This window comes from Okeanomitos corallinicola TIOX110 (assembly GCF_038050375.1).
GTDB classification, from domain to species: domain Bacteria; phylum Cyanobacteriota; class Cyanobacteriia; order Cyanobacteriales; family Nostocaceae; genus Okeanomitos; species Okeanomitos corallinicola.
Map to the genome: position 1 here is coordinate 3022872 of NZ_CP150886.1, position 21087 is coordinate 3043958.

At 38.2% G+C, this 21087-nt stretch carries 18 protein-coding genes and 1 tRNA gene; 12 read left to right on the forward strand and 7 right to left on the reverse strand.

What is annotated here, in order from left to right:
* The first annotated feature begins 32 nt into the window (after positions 1-32).
* Positions 33-521: a low molecular weight protein-tyrosine-phosphatase gene (locus WJM97_RS13115; RefSeq protein ID WP_353929246.1), complete on the forward strand. Its 489-nt coding sequence runs from the start codon at positions 33-35 to the stop codon at positions 519-521.
* A gap of 29 nt (positions 522-550) precedes the next feature.
* Here WJM97_RS13115 and WJM97_RS13120 read toward each other — a convergent pair whose 3' ends face one another.
* The gene (locus WJM97_RS13120; protein ID WP_353929247.1) at positions 551-1234 is read right to left on the reverse strand and encodes a response regulator transcription factor; all 684 of its coding nucleotides are present in this window, start codon (positions 1232-1234) and stop codon (positions 551-553) included.
* Positions 1235-1669: 435 nt separating this feature from the next.
* Between WJM97_RS13120 and smpB the strand changes: the two genes are divergently transcribed.
* Both smpB and WJM97_RS13130 read left to right on the forward strand, forming a co-directional pair.
* Positions 1670-2143, forward strand: a complete 474-nt coding sequence (gene smpB, locus WJM97_RS13125) for an SsrA-binding protein SmpB (protein WP_353929248.1) — start codon at positions 1670-1672, stop codon at positions 2141-2143.
* A gap of 142 nt (positions 2144-2285) precedes the next feature.
* Positions 2286-2609: a DUF1825 family protein gene (locus WJM97_RS13130; RefSeq protein WP_353929249.1), complete on the forward strand. Its 324-nt coding sequence runs from the start codon at positions 2286-2288 to the stop codon at positions 2607-2609.
* Positions 2610-2681: 72 nt separating this feature from the next.
* Here WJM97_RS13130 and WJM97_RS13135 read toward each other — a convergent pair whose 3' ends face one another.
* Positions 2682-4604, reverse strand: a complete 1923-nt coding sequence (locus WJM97_RS13135) for a transglycosylase domain-containing protein (RefSeq protein ID WP_353929250.1) — start codon at positions 4602-4604, stop codon at positions 2682-2684.
* Between the two features lie 173 nt (positions 4605-4777).
* Here WJM97_RS13135 and tyrS point away from each other — a divergent pair, with 173 nt between their 5' ends.
* From tyrS to WJM97_RS13150, 3 genes are all read left to right on the forward strand, one after another.
* Entirely contained in the window at positions 4778-5974 is a 1197-nt protein-coding gene (tyrS, locus tag WJM97_RS13140; RefSeq protein WP_353929251.1) for a tyrosine--tRNA ligase, read from the forward strand.
* A 44-nt stretch (positions 5975-6018) separates the two neighbouring features.
* Positions 6019-6723, forward strand: coding sequence for an orotidine-5'-phosphate decarboxylase (gene pyrF / locus WJM97_RS13145; protein ID WP_353929252.1), 705 nt, complete (start codon positions 6019-6021; stop codon positions 6721-6723).
* 142 nt (positions 6724-6865) lie between these two features.
* Positions 6866-7492: a hypothetical protein gene (locus WJM97_RS13150; RefSeq protein ID WP_353929253.1), complete on the forward strand. Its 627-nt coding sequence runs from the start codon at positions 6866-6868 to the stop codon at positions 7490-7492.
* A 309-nt stretch (positions 7493-7801) separates the two neighbouring features.
* Here WJM97_RS13150 and WJM97_RS13155 read toward each other — a convergent pair whose 3' ends face one another.
* Positions 7802-8800: a J domain-containing protein gene (locus tag WJM97_RS13155; RefSeq protein ID WP_353929254.1), complete on the reverse strand. Its 999-nt coding sequence runs from the start codon at positions 8798-8800 to the stop codon at positions 7802-7804.
* Positions 8801-8936: 136 nt separating this feature from the next.
* A complete protein-coding gene (gene dnaK, locus WJM97_RS13160) occupies positions 8937-11012 on the reverse strand; it encodes a molecular chaperone DnaK (RefSeq protein WP_353929255.1) in 2076 nt (691 codons plus the stop codon).
* A 276-nt stretch (positions 11013-11288) separates the two neighbouring features.
* Here dnaK and WJM97_RS13165 point away from each other — a divergent pair, with 276 nt between their 5' ends.
* The 4 genes from WJM97_RS13165 to WJM97_RS13180 all read left to right on the forward strand — a co-directional run bounded on the left by WJM97_RS13165 (position 11289) and on the right by WJM97_RS13180 (position 15107).
* Positions 11289-12137: a M28 family peptidase gene (locus WJM97_RS13165; protein ID WP_353929256.1), complete on the forward strand. Its 849-nt coding sequence runs from the start codon at positions 11289-11291 to the stop codon at positions 12135-12137.
* 115 nt (positions 12138-12252) lie between these two features.
* Positions 12253-12334: transfer RNA gene (locus tag WJM97_RS13170), tRNA-Leu, on the forward strand.
* Positions 12335-12741: 407 nt separating this feature from the next.
* The gene (locus tag WJM97_RS13175; RefSeq protein ID WP_353929257.1) at positions 12742-14346 is read left to right on the forward strand and encodes a protein kinase; all 1605 of its coding nucleotides are present in this window, start codon (positions 12742-12744) and stop codon (positions 14344-14346) included.
* A 317-nt stretch (positions 14347-14663) separates the two neighbouring features.
* The gene (locus WJM97_RS13180) at positions 14664-15107 is read left to right on the forward strand and encodes a DUF2267 domain-containing protein (protein WP_353929258.1); all 444 of its coding nucleotides are present in this window, start codon (positions 14664-14666) and stop codon (positions 15105-15107) included.
* A 47-nt stretch (positions 15108-15154) separates the two neighbouring features.
* On the opposite strand, the gene bcp is transcribed toward WJM97_RS13180, so the two are convergent.
* Complete coding sequence (gene bcp, locus WJM97_RS13185; RefSeq protein WP_353929259.1) at positions 15155-15631, reverse strand: thioredoxin-dependent thiol peroxidase; 477 nt, start codon at positions 15629-15631, stop codon at positions 15155-15157.
* A 119-nt stretch (positions 15632-15750) separates the two neighbouring features.
* Complete coding sequence (locus tag WJM97_RS13190; RefSeq protein ID WP_353929260.1) at positions 15751-17673, reverse strand: lipoxygenase family protein; 1923 nt, start codon at positions 17671-17673, stop codon at positions 15751-15753.
* A 140-nt stretch (positions 17674-17813) separates the two neighbouring features.
* Here WJM97_RS13190 and WJM97_RS13195 point away from each other — a divergent pair, with 140 nt between their 5' ends.
* A complete protein-coding gene (locus WJM97_RS13195) occupies positions 17814-18653 on the forward strand; it encodes an FAD-binding domain-containing protein (protein WP_353929261.1) in 840 nt (279 codons plus the stop codon).
* A gap of 353 nt (positions 18654-19006) precedes the next feature.
* A complete protein-coding gene (locus WJM97_RS13200) occupies positions 19007-19423 on the forward strand; it encodes a hypothetical protein (protein WP_353929262.1) in 417 nt (138 codons plus the stop codon).
* 11 nt (positions 19424-19434) lie between these two features.
* On the opposite strand, the gene WJM97_RS13205 is transcribed toward WJM97_RS13200, so the two are convergent.
* Positions 19435-20871 carry a glycosyltransferase family 39 protein gene (locus tag WJM97_RS13205; protein WP_353929263.1) on the reverse strand — a complete coding sequence of 479 codons (1437 nt, stop codon included), beginning with the start codon at positions 20869-20871 and terminating at the stop codon, positions 19435-19437.
* Between the last annotated feature and the right edge of the window lie 216 nt (positions 20872-21087).

Consider the following 21087-nt stretch of genomic DNA (forward strand, 5'->3'; position numbering starts at 1 on the left):
GTGGCGTAGCCATAATCCTGATAACTGAATATATGTCCTACAAATTACTGTTCGTCTGTCTGGGTAATATTTGCCGATCCCCCTCAGCCGAAAATATTATGAATCATCTCATTGATCAAGCTGGTTTGAGCGATCACATTGATTGTGATTCTGCTGGTACTTCTAGTTATCATATCGGTAGCCCACCAGACCGACGCATGAGTGCAGCTGCATCTGCAAAGTTAGGAATTAAACTCCGTGGTCAAGCCCGTCAATTTCAAAGATCAGACTTTCAAGAGTTTGATTTGATTTTAGCCATGGATCAAGAAAACTATGACAATATCCTTGCTGTTGACCGTTCTGGAGAATATCACCACAAAGTCCGTTTGATGTGTGATTTTTGCTCTGTTCACACTCTCAAGGAAGTTCCCGATCCTTATTATGGCGGCTCGGAGGGATTTAATTATGTCATTGACCTACTAATGGATGCCTGTGAAGGTCTACTTGGTTATGTAAAAAATCAAGATCACAGAAGGTTGTAGGGGGTGAAAAATTAATTTTTCCTCCTCAACTACTCAACTAGACCATGTTTAATGGCAAAGCGTACTAATTCAGCCCGATTGCTGGTTTCTGTTTTTTTCAGTAAACTGCTGACGTATTTTTCCACAGTGCGGGGACTTAGGTGTAGTTTATTGCCAATATCAGCATTAGATAAACCATAGGTGAGCAGTTCTAATACTTCCTGTTCTCTGGTAGTTAATGAAGAAAATAGCTCAGAAGAATTATTTTGATGAGCTACAGATTTTGATTCAGTTAGTGTTTTTGCGGAAGGCAAGGCATCTAAATTATCTTGATAAGACAAAAGATACTCGGATTTAATAATCCTAGATCGCTCCAACAAATTACGAATAGCGGCAGCTAACTCTTCTAGTTCAAAAGGCTTGGGTAAGTATAAATCACAACCTGATTGGTAGCCTAATATTCTTTCTTGAGTCTTGGTTCTTGCTGTTAACAAAATTACAGGTAATAACCTAAAATGTGGCTGTTGCCGCACTTGACGCACCAGTTCATAGCCATTTAACCGTGGCATGACAATATCTGTGACAATCAAATCTGGATAGTTTGCTTTTACCATAGCCAAACCATCCTGACCATTATCAGCCATTATGACTGAATAGCCAGACAGTTCAAGATAATCGCTAATAGATAGACGAGTTCCCAAATCGTCATCTACTACAAGGATTTTAAAGGGCATTGATAGTACACCCCTAGTGTTGTTTTACTCTGTATTTTGCAATTATGAACACTACTAAGTAGGTAGGCACGAATATTTATCGTTAGGGTAAGGCAGAAGGCAGGAGGGAAGAGGTTTTTAGGTAATTTTACATTTTGTAACATACCTCGTTTTTTTCGCACCAACTTACTTAATTAAAAACAGTCAGTGATGAAGTCTTTCTGTTTCATACTATGACAGCATGACTCACCAGTGACTTGATTGAAAATGATTTATAAAGAAAATGTTAAATTTTTAATGACTATAGATAAAACTTATTATTTTTTTAAAACTTAAGCAATCAATTATTGCTATGATTATAGATTGAACTAAAAGTAAAATCAAGCTAATCTAAAACTATTTATTCAAACTACCAAGTATCTTAAAACGTACATTTAACAAAAAGAAAGATTTTCAATGAGTGAGAAAAGCCAAAGCGACGGGTACAAAGTTATCACCGACAATCGTCAAGCCCGTTATCTGTATCAAATTTTAGAAACCTACGAGGCTGGAATTCAGTTAGCAGGAACAGAAGTTAAATCAATCCGTGCAGGTAAAGTAAATCTCCAAGATGGCTATGCTTTGCTGCGTAATGGTGAAGCATGGTTAATAAATGCCCATATATCTCCTTATACGTCCAGTGGACAATACTTTAATCACGAACCACGCCGTACCCGTAAGTTATTACTGCATCGCCAAGAACTGCGGAAACTAATTGGGAAGGTAGAACAGCAGGGTTTAACCTTAATTCCCTTAAAAATGTATCTAAAACGGGGTTGGGTAAAAATCACTATAGGTTTATGTAAAGGTAAGAAAATCTACGACAAGCGAGAAGACCTGAAACGTCGTCAAGACCAACGCGACATTCAAAGAGCGATGAAAAATTATTGATTTGCCAGTCAAGTAGTGAAATTTCGGTAAAAAACCGTACTATCAAATGAGTTTGTTTTCTAGATTAGTTGACTAGACTAAAATAGAAATACAGAAAAAATTGAAGCTACTGAGTAACAAACCTCAGTTGAATAGAAGCAAAATGGGATTTTTTGATTCTGAGATAGTTCAGCAAGAAGCCAAGCAATTGTTTGAAGATTATCAAGCACTAATTCAACTTGGCAATAGTTACGGCAAATTTGACCGCGAGGGCAAAAAGCTGTTTATTGAGCAAATGGAAAGCATGATGGATCGATATCGCGTTTTCATGAAGCGTTTCGAGCTATCCGAGGATTTTATGGCACAAATGACAGTACAACAGCTAAAAACTCAACTAGGTCAGTTTGGAGTTACACCCCAACAAATGTTCGAGCAGATGAACATGACTTTGGAGAGAATGAAAGCTGAGTTAGAAAAGCAGTCATGACAGGTAAGTTTTCAGTTGCCAGTTATGAGTAATTGCTGTCACCTGTCACCTGTCACCTCTCACTTGTCACCTTTAATTTGACTTAGGACGTGGAAACTGAGAAGGAGATTTAAACCTCTCGACAGGTACACCTTTGAGAGCTTGTACCATAAAATCGCGCCAAATAGGAGCAACCATACCCCCACCAGTTGCACCGCTGGATAGTTGTCTGTTATCATCCCTTCCTACCCAAACGGCGGTAGTAAGTTGGGGAACTGTACCTACAAACCAAATATCTTTTTCTGAGGAAGTTGTACCTGTTTTACCAGCAACTGGCCGACCTAACGCTGCGGCTTTACCCGTACCACCATTTACTACTGATTGCAATATATCTATAGTTGATGCTGATGCCCAAGAATCAAGGACTCGTTGAGGTTTAGGTGTATTATCCAGCAAGATATTACCACTACTATCAGTGACACGAACAATTACCGTGGATGGTGACTGCCAACCATAGTTAGCAAAGGTAGCGTAAGCACTAGCCATTTCTAGGGGAGTCATACCAATAGCCCCCAAAGGTAAAGAAGTAACCGGTTCCATTGGACTCTTGATACCCAAGGTGCGACAGGTTTCAATAACTCTATTCATACCCACTGCTTTACCCAGCTTAATGACAGGAATATTGCGGGACTGAGATAAGGCTGTACGAATTGACATTGCACCGCTGAAACCACCATCGTAATTTCTGGGATAGTACCAGTTACTACCATCTCGATATCTAACGGGAGTGTCCATTACTATACTATTCGGTGTATATTTACCAGTAGCAAAAGCAGTATAGTAAACAAAAGGCTTAAAAGCAGAACCTGGTTGTCTTTGGGCTTGAGTGGCACGGTTAAATTCGCTGGTTTTAGAATCCACGCCACCTACTAGGGCTTTAACAAAATGTGTGCGGGGATCAATGGCGACAAGAGCGATTTGGTTTTTGTATAAGCCTTGTCCTGAGAGTCTTCTGTGCCATTTTTTGACAGTGCCTTCTGCCATTTCTTGGAATTTGGTGTCAACTGTAGTTTGTACCCGCATTCCACCTTTGAGCAACACATCACGACCGAATTTACTGGCTAATTCTTGGGCGACGCTATTGGTAATATAAGGTAAGGCACTGCCTCCAAAGGATCTAATCCGACCTAGTTTAATTTCTTGTTTGAGAGCATCATCATGTTCTTTTTGGGTGATCCAGTTGAGACCTAACATCCGTCCCAAAACTTCTTTTTGTTTCTGTTTTGCCCGTTCCATGCTGGCAAAAGGGCTGAAATCTTCTGGAGCTTGAATTAAACCCGCCATCATGGCTGATTCACCCAATGTTAAAAATTCGGCTGATTTGCTAAAATAACTCCGGGCTGCTGTCTGCACACCATAGTTATTATGACCCCAATAAACCTGATTGAGGTACATTTCTAAAATTTGGTTTTTGGTCAGAATTTGTTCTAAGCGAATGGCTAGTACGGCTTCTGCCAACTTACGAGTAAAGGCACGCTTTTGAGATAAAAAGAGGTTTTTTACCAATTGCATGGTGATTGTAGAACCACCTTCTTTCACACCACCTGCGATTAGGTTAACTACTACAGCCCTACCAACACCAGTGGGGTTAATTCCGTGGTGATTATAAAAGTGACCATCTTCACTGGCTAATACTGCTCGTTTGAGATTGGGGGAAATTCGATCTAGAGGTACAACTTCTCGGTTGGCTTCTCCGTGAATCCTAGTTAAAAGTCTACCTTTAACATCGTATATATATGTAGTTTCTGAGGGGATGAAGTTACGTAATTGTCTCACATCTGGCAGATTGCGGAAACTGATGGCTAAACCAACTAGACCTCCGGCGACAATGGAGCTTGACAGTAATGTGATAGATAATAGGGTAGCGCCAGTGACTTGTCCTACGCCTTTAAAAAATTCAAACCCAGGGGAAACTTTTTCTTTGGGGTGTTTGTTTGCAAAAGTCCTAGAAGACACGGTGGTTTCACTTCCTCACTAATAAATATAAATGTAATTGATGGAATCAAAAAAATCGCTTAATTTTTTGCAATTATAGTAGTCTGGCAAGGCAGAAAACGGATAATTGGCCAGTTAACTTCTACTGGATATTTTCTCAAGTGCAAAGTGTAGTTCACAACGAATTCTATAGTATGGCTCAAAACTTCTCTTGGTTGCATCGTGGTGTGGCAGAAATTTTTCCTCAACCCCATGATGGTGATAATGAATCTGAAAGTTTAGAAAAGCGTTTAGTTAATGCTGATCGTCCTTTAAGAATTAAGTTGGGTATTGATCCGACTGGTGCAGATATTCATTTAGGTCATAGTATACCAGTTAGAAAACTGCGTGGGTTTCAAGATGCTGGTCATATGGCTGTTTTGATTATCGGTGATTTTACGGCTAGAATTGGTGATCCTACGGGTAAGTCTGATGTGCGTCGTCAACTGACTGAGGCAGATGTGGCGCAAAATGCTCAAACCTATCTGGATCAGGTACGCCCTATTTTAGATTTTGACACACCTGGCAGGTTGGAGGTGCGTTATAACTCGGAATGGCTTTCCCGTTTGGATTTGGGAAAAATTCTGGAGTTACTTTCTACTATGACGGTAGGACAGATGTTGGCCAAGGAAGGTTTTGCAGAACGTTACAAAAAGGAGAGTCCTATTTTTCTCCATGAGTTCCTGTATCCTCTGATGCAGGGTTTTGATTCTGTGGCAGTTGAAGCTGATGTGGAGTTGGGAGGAACTGATCAAAAATTTAACATTGCTGTGGGTAGAGATTTACAACGTCATTTCGGTCTAAAACCTCAGTTTGGGTTGTTATTACCAATTTTGATTGGGACAGATGGTGTACAAAAGATGTCGAAGTCTTTGGGTAATTATGTGGGACTTTCTGAACATCCGGCTCAGAAATATCAGAAGTTGCAAGCTGTTCCTGATGATTTACTTTCTCAGTATTTTGAGTTGTTGACTGATTTACCTTTGGATAGTCTGCCAGAAAACCCACGCGATCGCCAGGAATTTTTGGCTTGGGAAATTGTCCGTCAGTATCACGGTGAAGAGGCTGCTAATGAGGCTAAGGAAGCAGCAAAAAGTGGTGGTCAGGAGGGTTCTTTACCAGAGTTTTCCTTGGCTGCTGTAGCTCAATTTCCAGCTAAATTAGCTTTTATTCTTGGTGCTTGTGGTTTATGTAAAAGTACAGGAGAAGGAAAGCGGAAAATTCAAGAGGGTGGTGTGCGTTTAGATGGTGAAAAAATCACTGATGTAGATACTACTTTTAATGTACCTAGTGATTTATACGGTAAGGTTTTACAAGTTGGTAAAAAGAATTTTGTGCGTTTAGTAGGGTAAAGGGAAAATATCACTAATAACTAATGACCAATGACTAAGAACCAATGACTGACAAAATTATTGTCCCTTTGGATGTTCCAGATTTAGAAAGTGCGATCGCTCTGGTGGATAAACTTCCCCAGGTAACATTCTGGAAGGTTGGTTTAGAATTGTTTACTAGCACTGGCCCAGCTATTCTGGAGGTGCTAAAGTCTCGCCAAAAGCGGATTTTTCTGGATTTGAAGTTTCACGATATCCCTAATACTGTGGCTGGCGCTTGTCGTGCTGCTGCTGGTTATGGGGTAGATTTGTTGACAATTCACGCAAATTGTGGTAAAGATTGCTTGAAAGCTGCGGCGGAAGCTGTGCAGGTGGGAGCGGAAAAAGCGGGAACTAAACCACCTAACTTGATTGCTATTACCTTGTTAACTAGCATTTCGGCGCGAGATTTGGCGTTTGATTTAAAGATTCCGCTAGAATTACCGGAGTTTGCTTTAGAAATGGCTCTTTTGGCTGAAAGTTCGGGTTTGAATGGGGCGGTTTGTTCTCCTCAAGAGGTGGCACAGTTACGGGAAAGTTGCGGAAAGGATTTTTTGCTGGTTTGTCCGGGGGTACGTCCAAGTTGGGCTGACAAGGGTGATCAAAAGCGATCGCTCACTCCTGCTCAAGCTGTTCAAGCTGGGGCGGATTTTTTGGTGATTGGAAGACCTATTACTGCTGCTGCTGATCCGGTTCTGGCTTGGGAGAAGGTTTGTTCTGAGGTAGGTTAGGTTACTATGGTTTTGTTTCGCGCAAAGACGCAAAGAAGCTAAGGCGCAAAGGAAGAGTTTTCTGAGTTTTGTGGGGTGGGCATCTTGCCCGCCTAAATCATGACATAATATTTTTTACAGGGTATAGATTTTGTTAGAACTTATGAAAAAACTGGATAGTATAGGAGAAAATAATTATTTGATGTTGAAAAACTTGGTTTTGCTGTTTCCTTATTTTGTTTTGTTTTCTTTTGTGTTTGTTTCTCCTGTTTTCTCGCAAAATCTCTCTTCTAAGCCTATAAATTCAGAGTTGAGTAATTCTTGTTCTCAGCAAAGTTTGGAAAGTTTAATAACTCAGTTAATGTTAAATTTACCTAGCTATGCTAACCGTGTTACTCAACGTTCCCGTCGTCTGAGTCGTGATGTTGATATTTATCCTTATATTTTGGCGGCGGGTAAGCCTGAGTTAAAAGAGTTACCTTTGAATCCTAGTATTGATGTTGCTGATCAGTATGAATCAAAAGGGGTTGACCAGGTTTTGTTTACAACTGTGGAACGACAGTATATTGATAAAAAGGCTGTGGAGTTACAGCAGTTTCACTGGTTGTTTTTGACGAAGACTCACATGGGTTGGCAGGTGGTGATGATGTTTACTCAAACTGGTGAATATCCTGTAAAATTACCAATCGCTCCTCCTAGAAATAGTAGTGATGGGGCGATCGCTCAAGCTGTTAAGCTGTGGTTACGTGATTGTGAAGCGGGAAGTATTAAAATGCAAGGGAAAATATAACAAGTTTTAATTTCGGGATTTTGAAAAAAAAGATTTTTATCCATAAAATAGCTATTTTCTTTTCATAGGACAGCTTGTATTGATTGACTGGTAAATCTTCTAGAGATCACCCTCTTGGAAAGTGACAGAAGAGGGTTAATTTTACTGCCCATAGCAAAAACCAATTCTATAATTAGGGGTTTTAAAAATTGCATTCAAAATCTTGAGTAAGTTGATACGCTTACTCGATGTTTCAAAAAAAGACAGCTTAGTGACTATTTGTTTGAGTTCCTAGCACTTTAGACTTCTGAAAACACCATATTAGCAGTATCAAAGGAGTATATCACTACGAGGCTGAAAGCTTTCAACTTCCCGTAATTTTTCGTAAAGCTCCCGTTCTGCATCTGTGAGATTTTTAGGTGTAACTATCTGAATTTCTACTAATTGATCACCTCGTTTTCCACCTTCTATGGGATAACCCTTATTAGCTAACCGAAATCTTTGACCGGATCTGACTGCGGGTGGAATGGTCATTTTCACTGGACCATCTAAGGTAGGTGCTTCCACTTGTCCACCTAAAACAGCTTCACTGGGAGTTACAGGAATTTGACAGAAAATATTTGTGCCTTCTAGTTTAAATAACGGATGGGGATCAACGGTAATTTTTAAGTATAAATCTCCTCCACCAATGCCTTGATTACGTAAGCGGATGGTTTGACCTGTTACCATAGCTGGGGGCATAGTTACTTCGAGCGATCGCCCATCTTCTAAACGTATTCTTTCATTACCACCTTGATAAGCCTTTTCTAATGGTAAAGTTAATCTTGCTTCTATATCTCTGCGAGCAGTTCGCGGTGGAGTATTAACTGTGTAAGCAACTTTAGTTCTAGTAGAGCGAAATGGATCTGTAGTAGCACCTGTTGGTGGTTTTTTGGTTTCTTTGCGACTGCTAACACCAATAACTTGATTAATAAAACTTTCAAAATCAGGAAATTCGCTGGGATCTACATTTTGGGTAGTACGGCTGTTAGTACGATTTTCTCCCCAACCTTTGGGTTTTGGTGTTTGTTTGCTGCCACTAGCAAAGCCTTTTTGTTGCCAATAGCGACTAAACTGATCATATTGCGATCGCCGACTGGGATCGGAGAGAATTTCGTAAGCCTCACCAACAGTCTTAAATTTTTCTTCTGCTTCTTTATTGCCAGGATTTAAATCAGGATGATATTGCCTTGCTAGTCGGCGATAAACCTTTTTAATTTCTTCGCTGGAAGCATCCTTTGTGACTCCCAAAATCTCGTAATAATCGCGGAAATTCTGCAAGTTTTGCATAGTGAGTTATCAGTTATCAGTTATCAGTGGAAGAAGGCAAGAGGTAAAAGACAAAAGGTTAATTCTTCTGAACTCCCAGAACTCCTGACTCGTGAATCTAAAATCCCAAATCCCAAATCCCAAATCCCAAATTCTTTTATAGCCAATCATCATCATCATCCCAGTTATCTTGGTAACTAGGACGACTGCGCCGTGGTGGAGGACTATCATAGGGTGAACGATTTTCTCGACTAGATCCACGACTATAATCTCTGCCATAATCCTGATCATAGTCTCTACCGTAATCTCGGTTGTATGTGTCTCGTTCTCGATAGCCTTCTTTGAAATAATCCTTTTCTTTATCACCTGTGAAGATGTCACGGATAGCTCCAAACAAGTCTTCATCTTCATCATCAGCATAATACTCACGGACTTCTCGATTTAGCTCATAGAGAGCATCTTGTAAATCAGAGTAAGCCTGATCTATGCCGCGATCATCATCATCTTTTAAACTTTCGCGCAGTTCCCGACAAATGTTATCAATGCGTTGACGACGGTTGCGAGCAAACTGCATTCCCATTTCTAAGGCCACTTCCCTTAATTGCCGTTCCGCTTGTAAAATCAAGGCTTCTGAACGAGTCCGTTTTTCTACCCTCTCTTTCCTTTGACGGTCAACATCAGCAAATTTTTGAGCATCTTGAATCATTCTATTGATTTCTGACTCACTCAAGGTAGATGCACCTTGAATGGTAATACTTTGTTCTCTACCGGTTGTCCGATCTAAAGCTGTTACCTGTAAAATCCCATTGGCATCAATATCAAAAGATACTTGAATTTGAGGAATACCTCTAGGTGCTGGGGGAATGCCATACAACTTAAACCGCCCCAAAGATTTATTATCGGCGGCCATTTCCCTTTCCCCTTGGACGGCGTGAATTTCTACACTGTTTTGGTTATTTTCAGAGGTAGAGAAAATATCAGATCGCCGTACTGGTATAGTTGTATTCCGGGGAATCAATTTTTTCATGACACCGCCAATGGTTTCTAAACCTAATGATAGGGGTGTAACATCTAACAGTAGTACATCCTTCATTTCCCCAGCCAGGATACCAGCTTGAATGGCTGCACCTACGGCTACTACTTCATCAGGGTTAACATTTTCGCTTGGTTCAATACCGATTAAATCTTCTACCAGTTGTTTTACCATTGGCATTCTGGTTGAACCACCTACTAATACCACTTCTTCAATATCTACAGGTGATAGTCCGGCATCTTTTAACGCCCGTTTGACTGGTTTGCGGATCCGGCTGATTAAGTCTGTACACAAGCCTTCAAACTGGGAACGGGTGAGGCGAGTTTCTAAATGTTTGGGTCCATCCTCTGTGGCGGTGATGAAGGGTAAGTTAATATCTGTGACACTGACGGCGGAAAGTTCTATTTTGGCTTTTTCGGCTGCTTCCATCAACCTTTGTAACGCTTGGCGATCGCGTCTTAAATCTACCCCTTCTGTCTCTAAAAACTGTTCTGCCAACCAATCAACTATTTTTTTGTCAAAATCATTACCACCTAATTGGGTATCTCCACTGGTGGATTTTACTTCAAATATGCCATCACCAACTTCTAGAACAGAAACATCGAAAGTACCACCACCCAAATCAAATACTAAGATGGTAACTATATCACCTCGATCTAATCCGTAGGCTAAGGATGCGGCGGTAGGTTCATTGAGAATCCGCAATACTTCTAAACCAGCTATTCTCCCCGCATCACGGGTGGCTTGGCGTTGAGAATCATTAAAATAGGCAGGAACGGTAATGACAGCCCCAGTAACAGGTTCACCCAAATAACGACTAGCATCGTCTGCTAATTTCTTCAGCACCATAGCTGAAATTTCTTCTGAGGCAAATTCCTTATTTAATCGAGGGCAGGTAACTTTAATGTTACCCATTTCATCTTTACGAATGGTGTAAGGTACACGCTTGGAATCGGGGTTAAGTTCAGCGTACCTGCGACCGATAAAGCGTTTCACTCCAAAAAACGTATTTTGAGGATTGAGGACTGTTTGCCTTCTGGCCATTTGCCCAACCACCCGTTCGCCTTCCTTACTAAAGCCAACGACGGAGGGAGTGGTTCGCATACCTTCAGCATTGGCAATTACCACCGGCTTGCCACCCTCCATCACGGCGACTACTGAGTTGGTTGTACCCAAGTCTATGCCGACTACTTTGCCCATGCGTTTCTCATCTCCTGGTGCTTTTCTTACTACATATATATTACGATTGGGCAGCGGTGCTAATAACTAGCTATTGAATGATGAAAACCGCCCAATGGTATAATTATCATCATTTACAGAAATTTTAGCTCAAGCTGCCACTTGACAAACTAGGATAGCATTTGCAGCGGTTAGTCAGTAGTTATTAGTCATTAGTCATCAGGAAAAGTTTTCTCTCTGGCATTCTACTAATTTGCATATTTCCTCATTACCAATTACTAATCACCAATCTTTATTTTGACTTTAAAACAACGATTACTCAATCATCTCCAAGAAGTAGCACGGGAACGAGATCCTTACATAGCCAGTGCTGGACATTTCTTCGTGCAAGAATACATTCGCCAACAATTTTCCCAATATGGAAGTGTGGAAATCCACACCTTTAAAGTTGGTAGTAAAAGCTGTAGTAACCTGATTTTAAATTTACCTGCCCAGCCCAGAAAATATCCGGTGAATTTACCACTGATTTTAATTGGCGCTCATTATGATGGTGTACCTGGGACTGTGGCTGCTGATGATAATGCTACTGGGGTGGCGGTTTTATTGGAGTTGGCGAGAAGTTTCGCCCAAGAACCCGCCAAATATCCTTTACGTCTGATAGCTTTTGATATGGAGGAGTATGGTTTGTTGGGTAGTGCTGATTATGCGGCTTTATTACACCAACAGGGGGAACGTCTGCGGTTGATGATTTCTTTGGAGATGTTAGGTTATAAGGATTCTACTGCCGGTTCGCAAAAGTATCCAGGGTTTTTGGATAAGTTTTACCCCAGTCGTGGCGATTTTATCGGTTTAATTGGTAATTTGCGAACTTTGGGGGATTTAATCAGTCTCAGCCGCAATATGAGTAAGGCTGGTGTTTCTAGTCAATGGCTAACTACCCCAAATCGGGGCTTATTTGTTCCTCAAACTCGACTCAGTGATCATGCACCGTTTTGGGATCAAGGTTATCCGGCTATGATGGTGACGGATACGGCGTTTATGCGAAATCCTAATTATCACAAACCTAGCGATACTATTGCTAGTTTGGATTTGGATTTTCTCACGGGTGTTTGTGAGGGTTTGGAATTGGGTATTAGGGGTTTATAGATGAGAATGGAAAATGGGCGATCGCCTACTCTGTTTGTATGACTCGGAAAAAATTTTTTCTATAACCTGTTGCTAAAATTGAAAAACTAGGTTATAATAACAGGGTTACTACCAAGGGCGAGTGGCGGAATTGGTAGACGCACCGCACTCAAAATGCGGCGCCGAAAGGTGTAGGAGTTCGAGTCTCCTCTTGCCCATTTATGAATTTAATAGTTTAGTGAAAGATTTAGCTTTCGTTATAAGTGAATCATAGCAATCTGGTCTCATGACTGAGTTGGGTTGAGGATGATTTTTTGTGCTGTAAATTTTATTTTCTGGTTGTATAGTTTTACAAAAATGATGTGGTTTTTGATTACTCACATAATTAATTGTTTCTTGTAATTACTTAATTCTTAAACAAAATACACCATATTCTTCCTTGTCATTGCCGGAATTTTTGTATTTTGGAACTATTATTGTGTTCAAACACTCCCTTTTAACTGTCCAGAACTCCCCAACTCTAAAACGATCATAAATTTCCTCTCTTCAGAACTAGCTGTTAAAGTTATAGAGACAAAACCGTTGAGCGGAGTATCAGCTACTCATTTAGGACTCAAAATTTCCTATGTTTACAGGTACAATTTTACAGAATGGAAAATATACCATCACCCAAGAAATAGGGAGAGGTGGATTTGGTGTTACTTTCAAAGCTACGCATCATTACTTAGGTCAAGAAGTGGTGATGAAAACTATTAATGAACGCCTCAGACAACATCCAGATTTTCCTAAATTTGAGCGTCAATTTCAAGATGAAGCTAGAAGATTAGCTACTTGCATTCATCCTAATATTGTGCGGGTGAGTGACTTTTTTACGGAGAATGGTCTACCTTACATGGTAATGGAATACATTCCCGGAGATACTTTAGGTCAAGCTTTTGTGTTACCTGGGATACCTTTGTCGGAGGAGACAGGGATTCATTATATCCGCCAAATTGGGGCAGCTTTGCAGGTGGTACACAATAACGGGTTGCTGCATAGAGATATTAAACCTGATAATATTATTCTTCGCCTAGGAGCGCAGGAAGTAGTTTTAATTGATTTTGGTATAGCTAGAGAATTTAACGGTGGTGTTAAACAAACTCACACTGGTTTAGTTAGTGAGGGTTATGCACCGATTGAACAGTATTTAACTCAAGCACCACGCACCCCAGCAACTGATGTTTATGGTTTGGCTGCAACTTTATATGCACTTTTAACAGGACAAGTTCCTACACCAGCTTTATTACGGGATAGAGAACCTATGCCTTCTCCTCGTGAGTTGCAACCCCATATTAGTGCATCTACGAACCAAGCCATCATGAGGGGTATGGCGTTAGAGTCTAAATTTCGTCCAGCTACAGTGGCAGAATGGTTACAATTACTACCGGGCAACGGCTGGGAAAGAATTCCCCAGTCACTGACTCAACCAGCGCCAACTGTTGATTTATCGGTTTTTCAATCAGAAAAGCGGCAAACACCACCGTCTGTTTCACTTCCTAGTCCGAGTTCCATTGCATTAGGGGCAAAAACCGCTGTTAAGGCATCCGAGAAAATCATTACATCGAAAGTATTTATAGGTGTTGGTGCGTTTTTGATCACTGTGATGGCAGGATTTAGTATGACAAGGATGTTATTAAAATCTCAATCACGGTTAGAACCTCAGCCACTGGTGGAAGAACCTGCTGAAGAACCTACTACTTCAAAACCTGTAGTTAGGAATACATCACCTCAACCTACACCTATCTTTTCCCCTCGTGAGTCCGTATCTACACGACAGCGCTGGCGTAAACGTTCTGTTACTCCAGAAACTAATCCTGAGAATGATGTTGTCCCAGAAACTGCACCTGAAGATAATTCCGCAGAAACTCCTGGACGTAAAACTCAGCAAAATACTCCTGAACCTGTAACTACTTCCACTCCATCCCTAATAGAGAAACTGAGAGAAGCTAAATCTAAATCATCTCCTCAAGCGACTCCATCTCCAGAAAATACCCCTTCAATTATGATTGAAAATAAGAGTCCATCCCCGCCGAAAAAATTAGATAATTCTGTAGTTATACCTGTGTCACCAACACCTAAAAATTCTGTCGTTGTACCTGTAATGCCGACACAGTCGTCTAAAAGTACGGATTCTTCTGCGGTAGTTGTGCCAACCCAAGAAGCTGAGACAAATTCTGCTGCTAATAATTAAGATAATCAATAAATAATATCATTTAAATGAAGAAAAACCCAAAAATAAATTAAACTCTATCAACAGAGTAAGTTATACTTTAATATCTGTTTTTATAGGGGTTTTTATTTGCTGGGAATTGATATTCAAGATGATTTTGTTTTATGTCTATCCCTGGGGATAGATAGTTAATTATAAAATTATGCTCCGTTAGCTAGAAGTTAGTAAATATATTGTGGTTTAAAGTTTGGGTTTATAAGGATGTTTTTTATTTACCTAAAAGCCACTCTAATTTATCAGATTTCAAATTTTTGTCAATAGCAACTGGAGAAATAACTATGACAATGACAGGATTAGATACTTTTGATGCGACGATACAAAAAACAATTCCTTGGATAAATGAATTAGAAAAAGAATTAAAGTGGGAAAATAAACATCAAGTTTTTCAAGGTTTGCGAGCTACATTACACACTTTGCGCGATCGCTTAACGGTGGAAGAAGCTGCACATTTAGGAGCGCAGTTACCAATTCTTTTACGGGGATTTTACTACGAAAATTGGCGACCTGGTGCAAAACCAACTAAAGATAAAACCAAGGCAGAATTTTTACAGCATATTGATCATTATTTCCGCAATGTTAATGCTGATATTGATGCAGAAACTTTAGTTCGTGCTGTTTTTAAGGTAATGTCTCAAAGAGTTTCCCCAGGAGAAATTGCAGATGTTTTACAGATGATGCCATCTGCTTTAAAAGAACTTTGGCCGGAAACTGTGCGTACTTAGATTTGGGTAATTCTCAAGAGAGCGATTTATCGCTCACTACTAATTTATTATTTCACGCTTAGTTCTTGCAGTTTTTTCAGGACTGCTTGTGCATGACCTTTTGTTTTCACATTTGACCAAACATGGGTAATATTTTTATCAGGTGAAATCAAAAAAGTGGAACGAATTACACCCATATATTCTTTACCCATGAATTTTTTTAATCCCCAAGCACCGTAGGATTCTATTAATTGATGTTCGGGATCAGTTAATAGGGTAATTGATAAATTGTGCTTAGTAATAAACTTACAATGGGATGTACTTGAGTCTGGACTTACACCAATAATTTTGGCGTTCAAAGCAGTGAATTCTGCGGATAAATTAGTAAAATCTATGGCTTCTGTTGTACATCCAGGTGTGTTATCTTTAGGATAAAAATAAAGGACTACCCACTGTGAAAAATCAGTTAAATTCACAATTTGATCATTTTGATCTGGGGTGGAAAAATTAGGTGCTGGTTTTCCAATTTCGGGAATGTTTGTCATGTTAGATGATTGATAATTTAGTTTAACCACAGATAAACCTGAATAAACATCTGTGTTTATCCGCGTACCCTTCGGGAAGCAAGCTACATCTGCGGTTAATTATTATAAATCTTTTTTCCTCAAATATTGATACTATTAGGAATGCGAGAAGGTAAAAGATAGGGATATTCAACACCGCTATTAATTAAACGTTGCTGATTTCGGGATTTAATTTTACTTTCAATTTCCCATAAATCATTTTGAAATTGGTTGAGAATTTGCCGATCAATTCTATCTGCAAACTGAATTAGATCAGAACTTCCTAACTTACTCCAATTAATTCCACCTAATGCAAAACTTAACTGCATTTGTTGAAAATCTTTTGATGTTGGTGGGAGAAATTCTTCTAAAGTAGCTGGTGTACCTGGACGACTATAATTTGCTAAGGGTGCATTAGGTGCATAACCAAAATAATCAAATTGACTAAAATTCAAAGCTGCGTGTTGGGGACCACAGGTAAAAATCACGATAGTAGCAATGTCTATTAACTGTTGCAAACTACCTATTTTTGTAAACCCAGGAACGCGGGGATAGGAAGGTAATTCTTGGGGTTCTATTCCTGATGCTGTGATTAATTCTTGAGGTAACCAAGCGGGGATGTGGGGAAAATCTGATTTTGGTCTAGTGTTTAAAGGAGCGCCTAATTCTTCAGCCCAATTTTGTAAATAAATATCTTGGACAACTGCTTTATCATCTGGATAATAACGTTGTAAATAGCGTGTTGTGTATTTAGCGATCGCCTCCCATAATAACAAAGAATCGTCTCGATAGGGAAAGTCTGGTAATAATTTGGGTTCTATGCCTCTAACTTCAATATCATTTAACAAGGAATAATACCAAAAAGACTTTTCTCGATAGGCTTTATTTGTCAATTTATAAGAAGTCGGCAAAGTAGGAGCAAATAAATTATCAACTGCTGAACCTGGTTCTAATAAAATACTATTTGCTCGGTGATTAATGGCAATTAAAAATTTAAAATGAGGCGATAATAATTGATAGACTGGATGATTAGTTGGTAACTGTCGAGGAGTAGCAATAGCTAAGGCTTCCATTGCTAAATGAGTATAACTCAAATGGGCAATTAATTCGTGGTGAGTAGCATCAGCAGTTTGCACATACAATTTAGCTCTCATCCAATCATCTGCTAAATCTCCAGAAATTGCAGGGGTAATAATACGACCTTTTTCTAATTCAATTAATACAGGTTCTAAGCCTTTATCTGTATGATGAAATAAAGCAACCGGACTACCCACATATTTACCATTTTGCAAGTCTGTAATTTGCAGATCTTTGAAAATTGGATAGTCAGCAATAAATAATTTATTCTCACTAGCAGATTTAATTAAATCAACTCCACCATTATTAGCTAATTTATAAGGTTGAGTAGCTAAACTTTGAATTAAATCCTTATCATTTGCTTGGACTCTGCGGATAATTGTGGGGTTAGCACCAGCTAAACGTTGACGGACAAATTCCCGATCACTTAAACCACCATCCCGTTGATGAATGAAACTCATCACAGGAGTTTGAAAATTACCATCTTTAGTTAATGCTTGATAAAATAACTTTCTTTGTTCAGCATTTTTTTGACTTGGTGGTAATTTCTGATCTACTTTTTCCACAGCTTTTTTAATAGCTGAAATAATTTGAATTAATTTCTTTCTTTCCTGAATATAACTACTATTAAATTGTTCATTGGGGGGTAAATCAAAATTGAACCAACCAGACTGGAAAACCTGACAATTTACCAATAAAGTCGAGATATTAAACCAGTTTTCTTTTAAATCACCAAGTTTCTGATCTAATTCATTAATCAATAAACTCCAAGGTGCTGATAGTTTACCCTGTGCTAATAAATCTTCTCCTAACTTTTTAGCTATATAACGGATAGTTCCATCTTCCCCAGTGTAGGGAAATAATCTTGCATATCCCTTTTGGTCTAAATGATTAGGATCATAGCGATAGTAACCTTGTTGTTCTTGCAAAGATGGCTGTTTTTCCATTATTGACTCCTTGTTAAATTCTAGATTTGAGATTTGAGATGATCAAAAGTAGATGCAGTAGATGGTTTTAATGGTATTATCATTTAAACGTTTATAATTTTGGTTGTCACTAAAATCCAATTGCCAACAATAACTAATATATGCTAAGTGATTTTACCAGTCGAGAGGAATTAATAGCTTACCTCCGTTCGGAGTTTCCCCAAGCAGCAGAAAGAGATGATCACATCAGTGCTACTCTGGGAGGCAGAAAAGCCGCAGCAGCAACTCTCAAAAAAGTAGATCCTATAGCCTACGCGAAAACACGTAATTCTTTAACTGGTGCAGTTACTAGGTTATCACCTTACATTCGTCATGGTGTATTGAGTTTGCGGGAAATTCGAGATGATGTTTTAGATCGGGTCAAAAATTCAGAGGATGCTAGTAAGTTAATCAATGAATTAGGTTGGCGTGACTACTGGCAAAGGCTGTATATTAAGTTAGGAAAGGGTATTTGGGAAAATCAGGAAGAATATAAAACTGGGTATAAACCAGCAGACTATGCAGCAAAATTACCCGCTGATATTTCTGAAGGGAAAACGGGAATGGTTTGTGTTGATAGTTTTAGTCAAGAATTGCGGGAAACCGGTTATTTACACAACCATATTAGAATGTGGTTAGCAGCTTATATTATCCACTGGCGACGGATTCAATGGCAAGCCGGTGCAAGATGGTTTTTACAACATTTATTAGATGGTGATCCTGCTAGTAATAATATGTCATGGCAATGGGTCGCGAGTACCTTCAGTCACAAACCTTATTTTTTCAATCGGGAAAATTTAGAACGTTACACAAAAGGGGTTTATTGTCGTCAATGTCCACTTTATGGAAGTTGTGATTTTGAAGGTAGTTATGAAGAGTTAGAAGCGCGACTTTTTCCTCAAGGGGAGTTTGCTAAAAAGCCTAATAGTCAAAGTTGGCAGAAGGGGAAAAAAAATAGATAAAATTTTGATTGTTTGAATTAGGATATCCAAGATTTAATAATTTTTAGGCTGTTACTTTGATGGGAATCTTGGATTTTAAGGATTAGGAAATCTGAAAACTTACTATATATGCGCGCACAGATTTCTAGATATAGTGTTAAGATAGCAAAAACTCAGAACACTGTCAACCCCCCTGGCTGAAATGACCAAAACTCGTTAAATTATTGACATTATTCTCAATAATAATGAGAATAGACCACCTCTTATTGACAGAAAAACTTTTTTTGAGAATTGCCATGGTGAGATTAATCTATGTTTGGATTTGATTGATCTCAAATCTGCTGTAATATATAGTGAACTGAAAAATTACCAAGATGAGTAAATCAATTATTTGGATTAACGGAGATTGTCTAAGTCCCCAAAACCCAGCCTTACAGGAATATCCTCACACACCAGCCATTTGGGTTTGGGATGATGCTTTAATAGAAGAATGGCAATTAAGTTTAAAACGGATTACTTTTATTTATGAATGTTTACTAGAATTACCTGTAGAAATTCGTCGGGGAAATGTAGGGGAAGAAATTATTAAATTTGCCAAAGAAAATGATGCTAACTTGGTAGTAACCACAGACAGTCCTAGTCCTAAATTTGATCAGATTTGTGATCAAATTGAGAAATCATTGAAGTTAGAAGTTTTTGAGGTAGAGCCATTTTTTGACTATGATGGTTTTATTGATTTAAAAAGATTTTCCCGCTATTGGAAAGTTGCAGAGAAATATGTTTTCGATTAGTTAATCAATATTCAAGGTATTTTTTGAATATCATTTTTTAGATAGTGCTTTGTAGATTTATCTGTATAAATTTCTTGGTAATATTTTTCCACATAAGGTTTGATTAAATCAGCAAGATGGGGAAATCTATTAATCAAAATTTGTTCTGGTTGATATTTTTCCAAAACCTTGATCAAAAAATCTGATTTCAAAGTTCCAGAACCTAATCTTTTCCGGGAAATAACTGTTATTTCTGGAGGAATATTAAGTTGACTGTAAAAACCATACATTCCGATATCAGTAAATAACCATTGACTTTGATTTTTATAGCTTAAAATTCTTTCTAAATTTGCAAACCTAACTGAAGATTTTTGTATAAAACTGTGGTTTTCCCATTGAATTACCCCCAGTTTCACAGGAATTACCAATAAAGTAAAACAGATGGTAAAAAGAGCGAACTTAGAAAATTGATATTGTTGAATTTTAACCAGTTTCAATTGTTCCAAAACCTCCTTAATTCCATAAGCACTCAACCAGATTAAAGGTACAGAAATCAGAATTATATAGTGATACCAAATAGGTTTATGCTTGAGAAAAATAATAGTGATAATTATTAACCATGATACAGGAATTTTATAAATGTGTTTTTGGAAAGTATTATTAATATCTTTTTCAGTTGCATTTTGGTATTTGCATCCTAATAAACTCAAGAGTAAAGCATCAAAATTTTGTAAATAGATATAAATTACATCTTGGAAACTGTTATGAGTTGAAAAATTATCTTTGAGGTTTGGTGAAAGGTGAAACAACAAGATTTTTTCTAAATTTAAAGATTGAGTGATCAATCCAATAGTGATAAATACTGTACTTAAAGAAAATAACCAGATAGAAATAGGTGATTTTAAAAGATTAACAATGTTAGGGGTGGAGATATTTTTTAGTCCTGGTAGTGATATTTCATAGGAACTTATCAATAAATAAATAATAATTATCGGCATCAAAAATATCATAATCATTTTTATCTGTAAAGATAAAGCAAGTATAATTCCTGACAAAATTAACCAATGTCTTTGTAAGTTCAGAGTATATAAAATAGAAAAATAAATAGATAGCATTCCCAAACTAAGACAAGGAATAGCTTTCATTACTGAGACACTTAGTCTTAAAAAGTTAATCGAAATAATTAGTAAAAATATGGTGATAATAGCTGTGGACTTTCCTACAGATAACCTGAGAATCTGACCAAAAGACCAAATTAATAACGTAGCAAATAACAAAGTTAATATTCTAGCATTACTGATATGAATACTAAAAAAATCTAGATATTTAGATATGAGAATTGGAAAAAGAGGAGGTTGATCTGACCAAGATTGTAAGTGGCTATTAATTATTCCCTTACTATATAAATTAGCTTGTGTAAGAGCAATTCCTTCATCTGGATCAAATTCAAATACTTTCTCAATAGGCATAAATATCAAAGTAATGATTATAAAACCCAAAGGGATAAAAATATTAAAAATACTAAAAATATAAAAATCCTGTTTTTTAAACTTCAACAAATCTTTCATTAAATTCATATTATTAAAATTACTCTTGTGATGATCTTAGTATCTTTCTTTGCGGCTTTGCGGCTTGGCGTGAGATCCAAAAATGTAGTTTATTTACTCAACTGGTAAAATTATCCC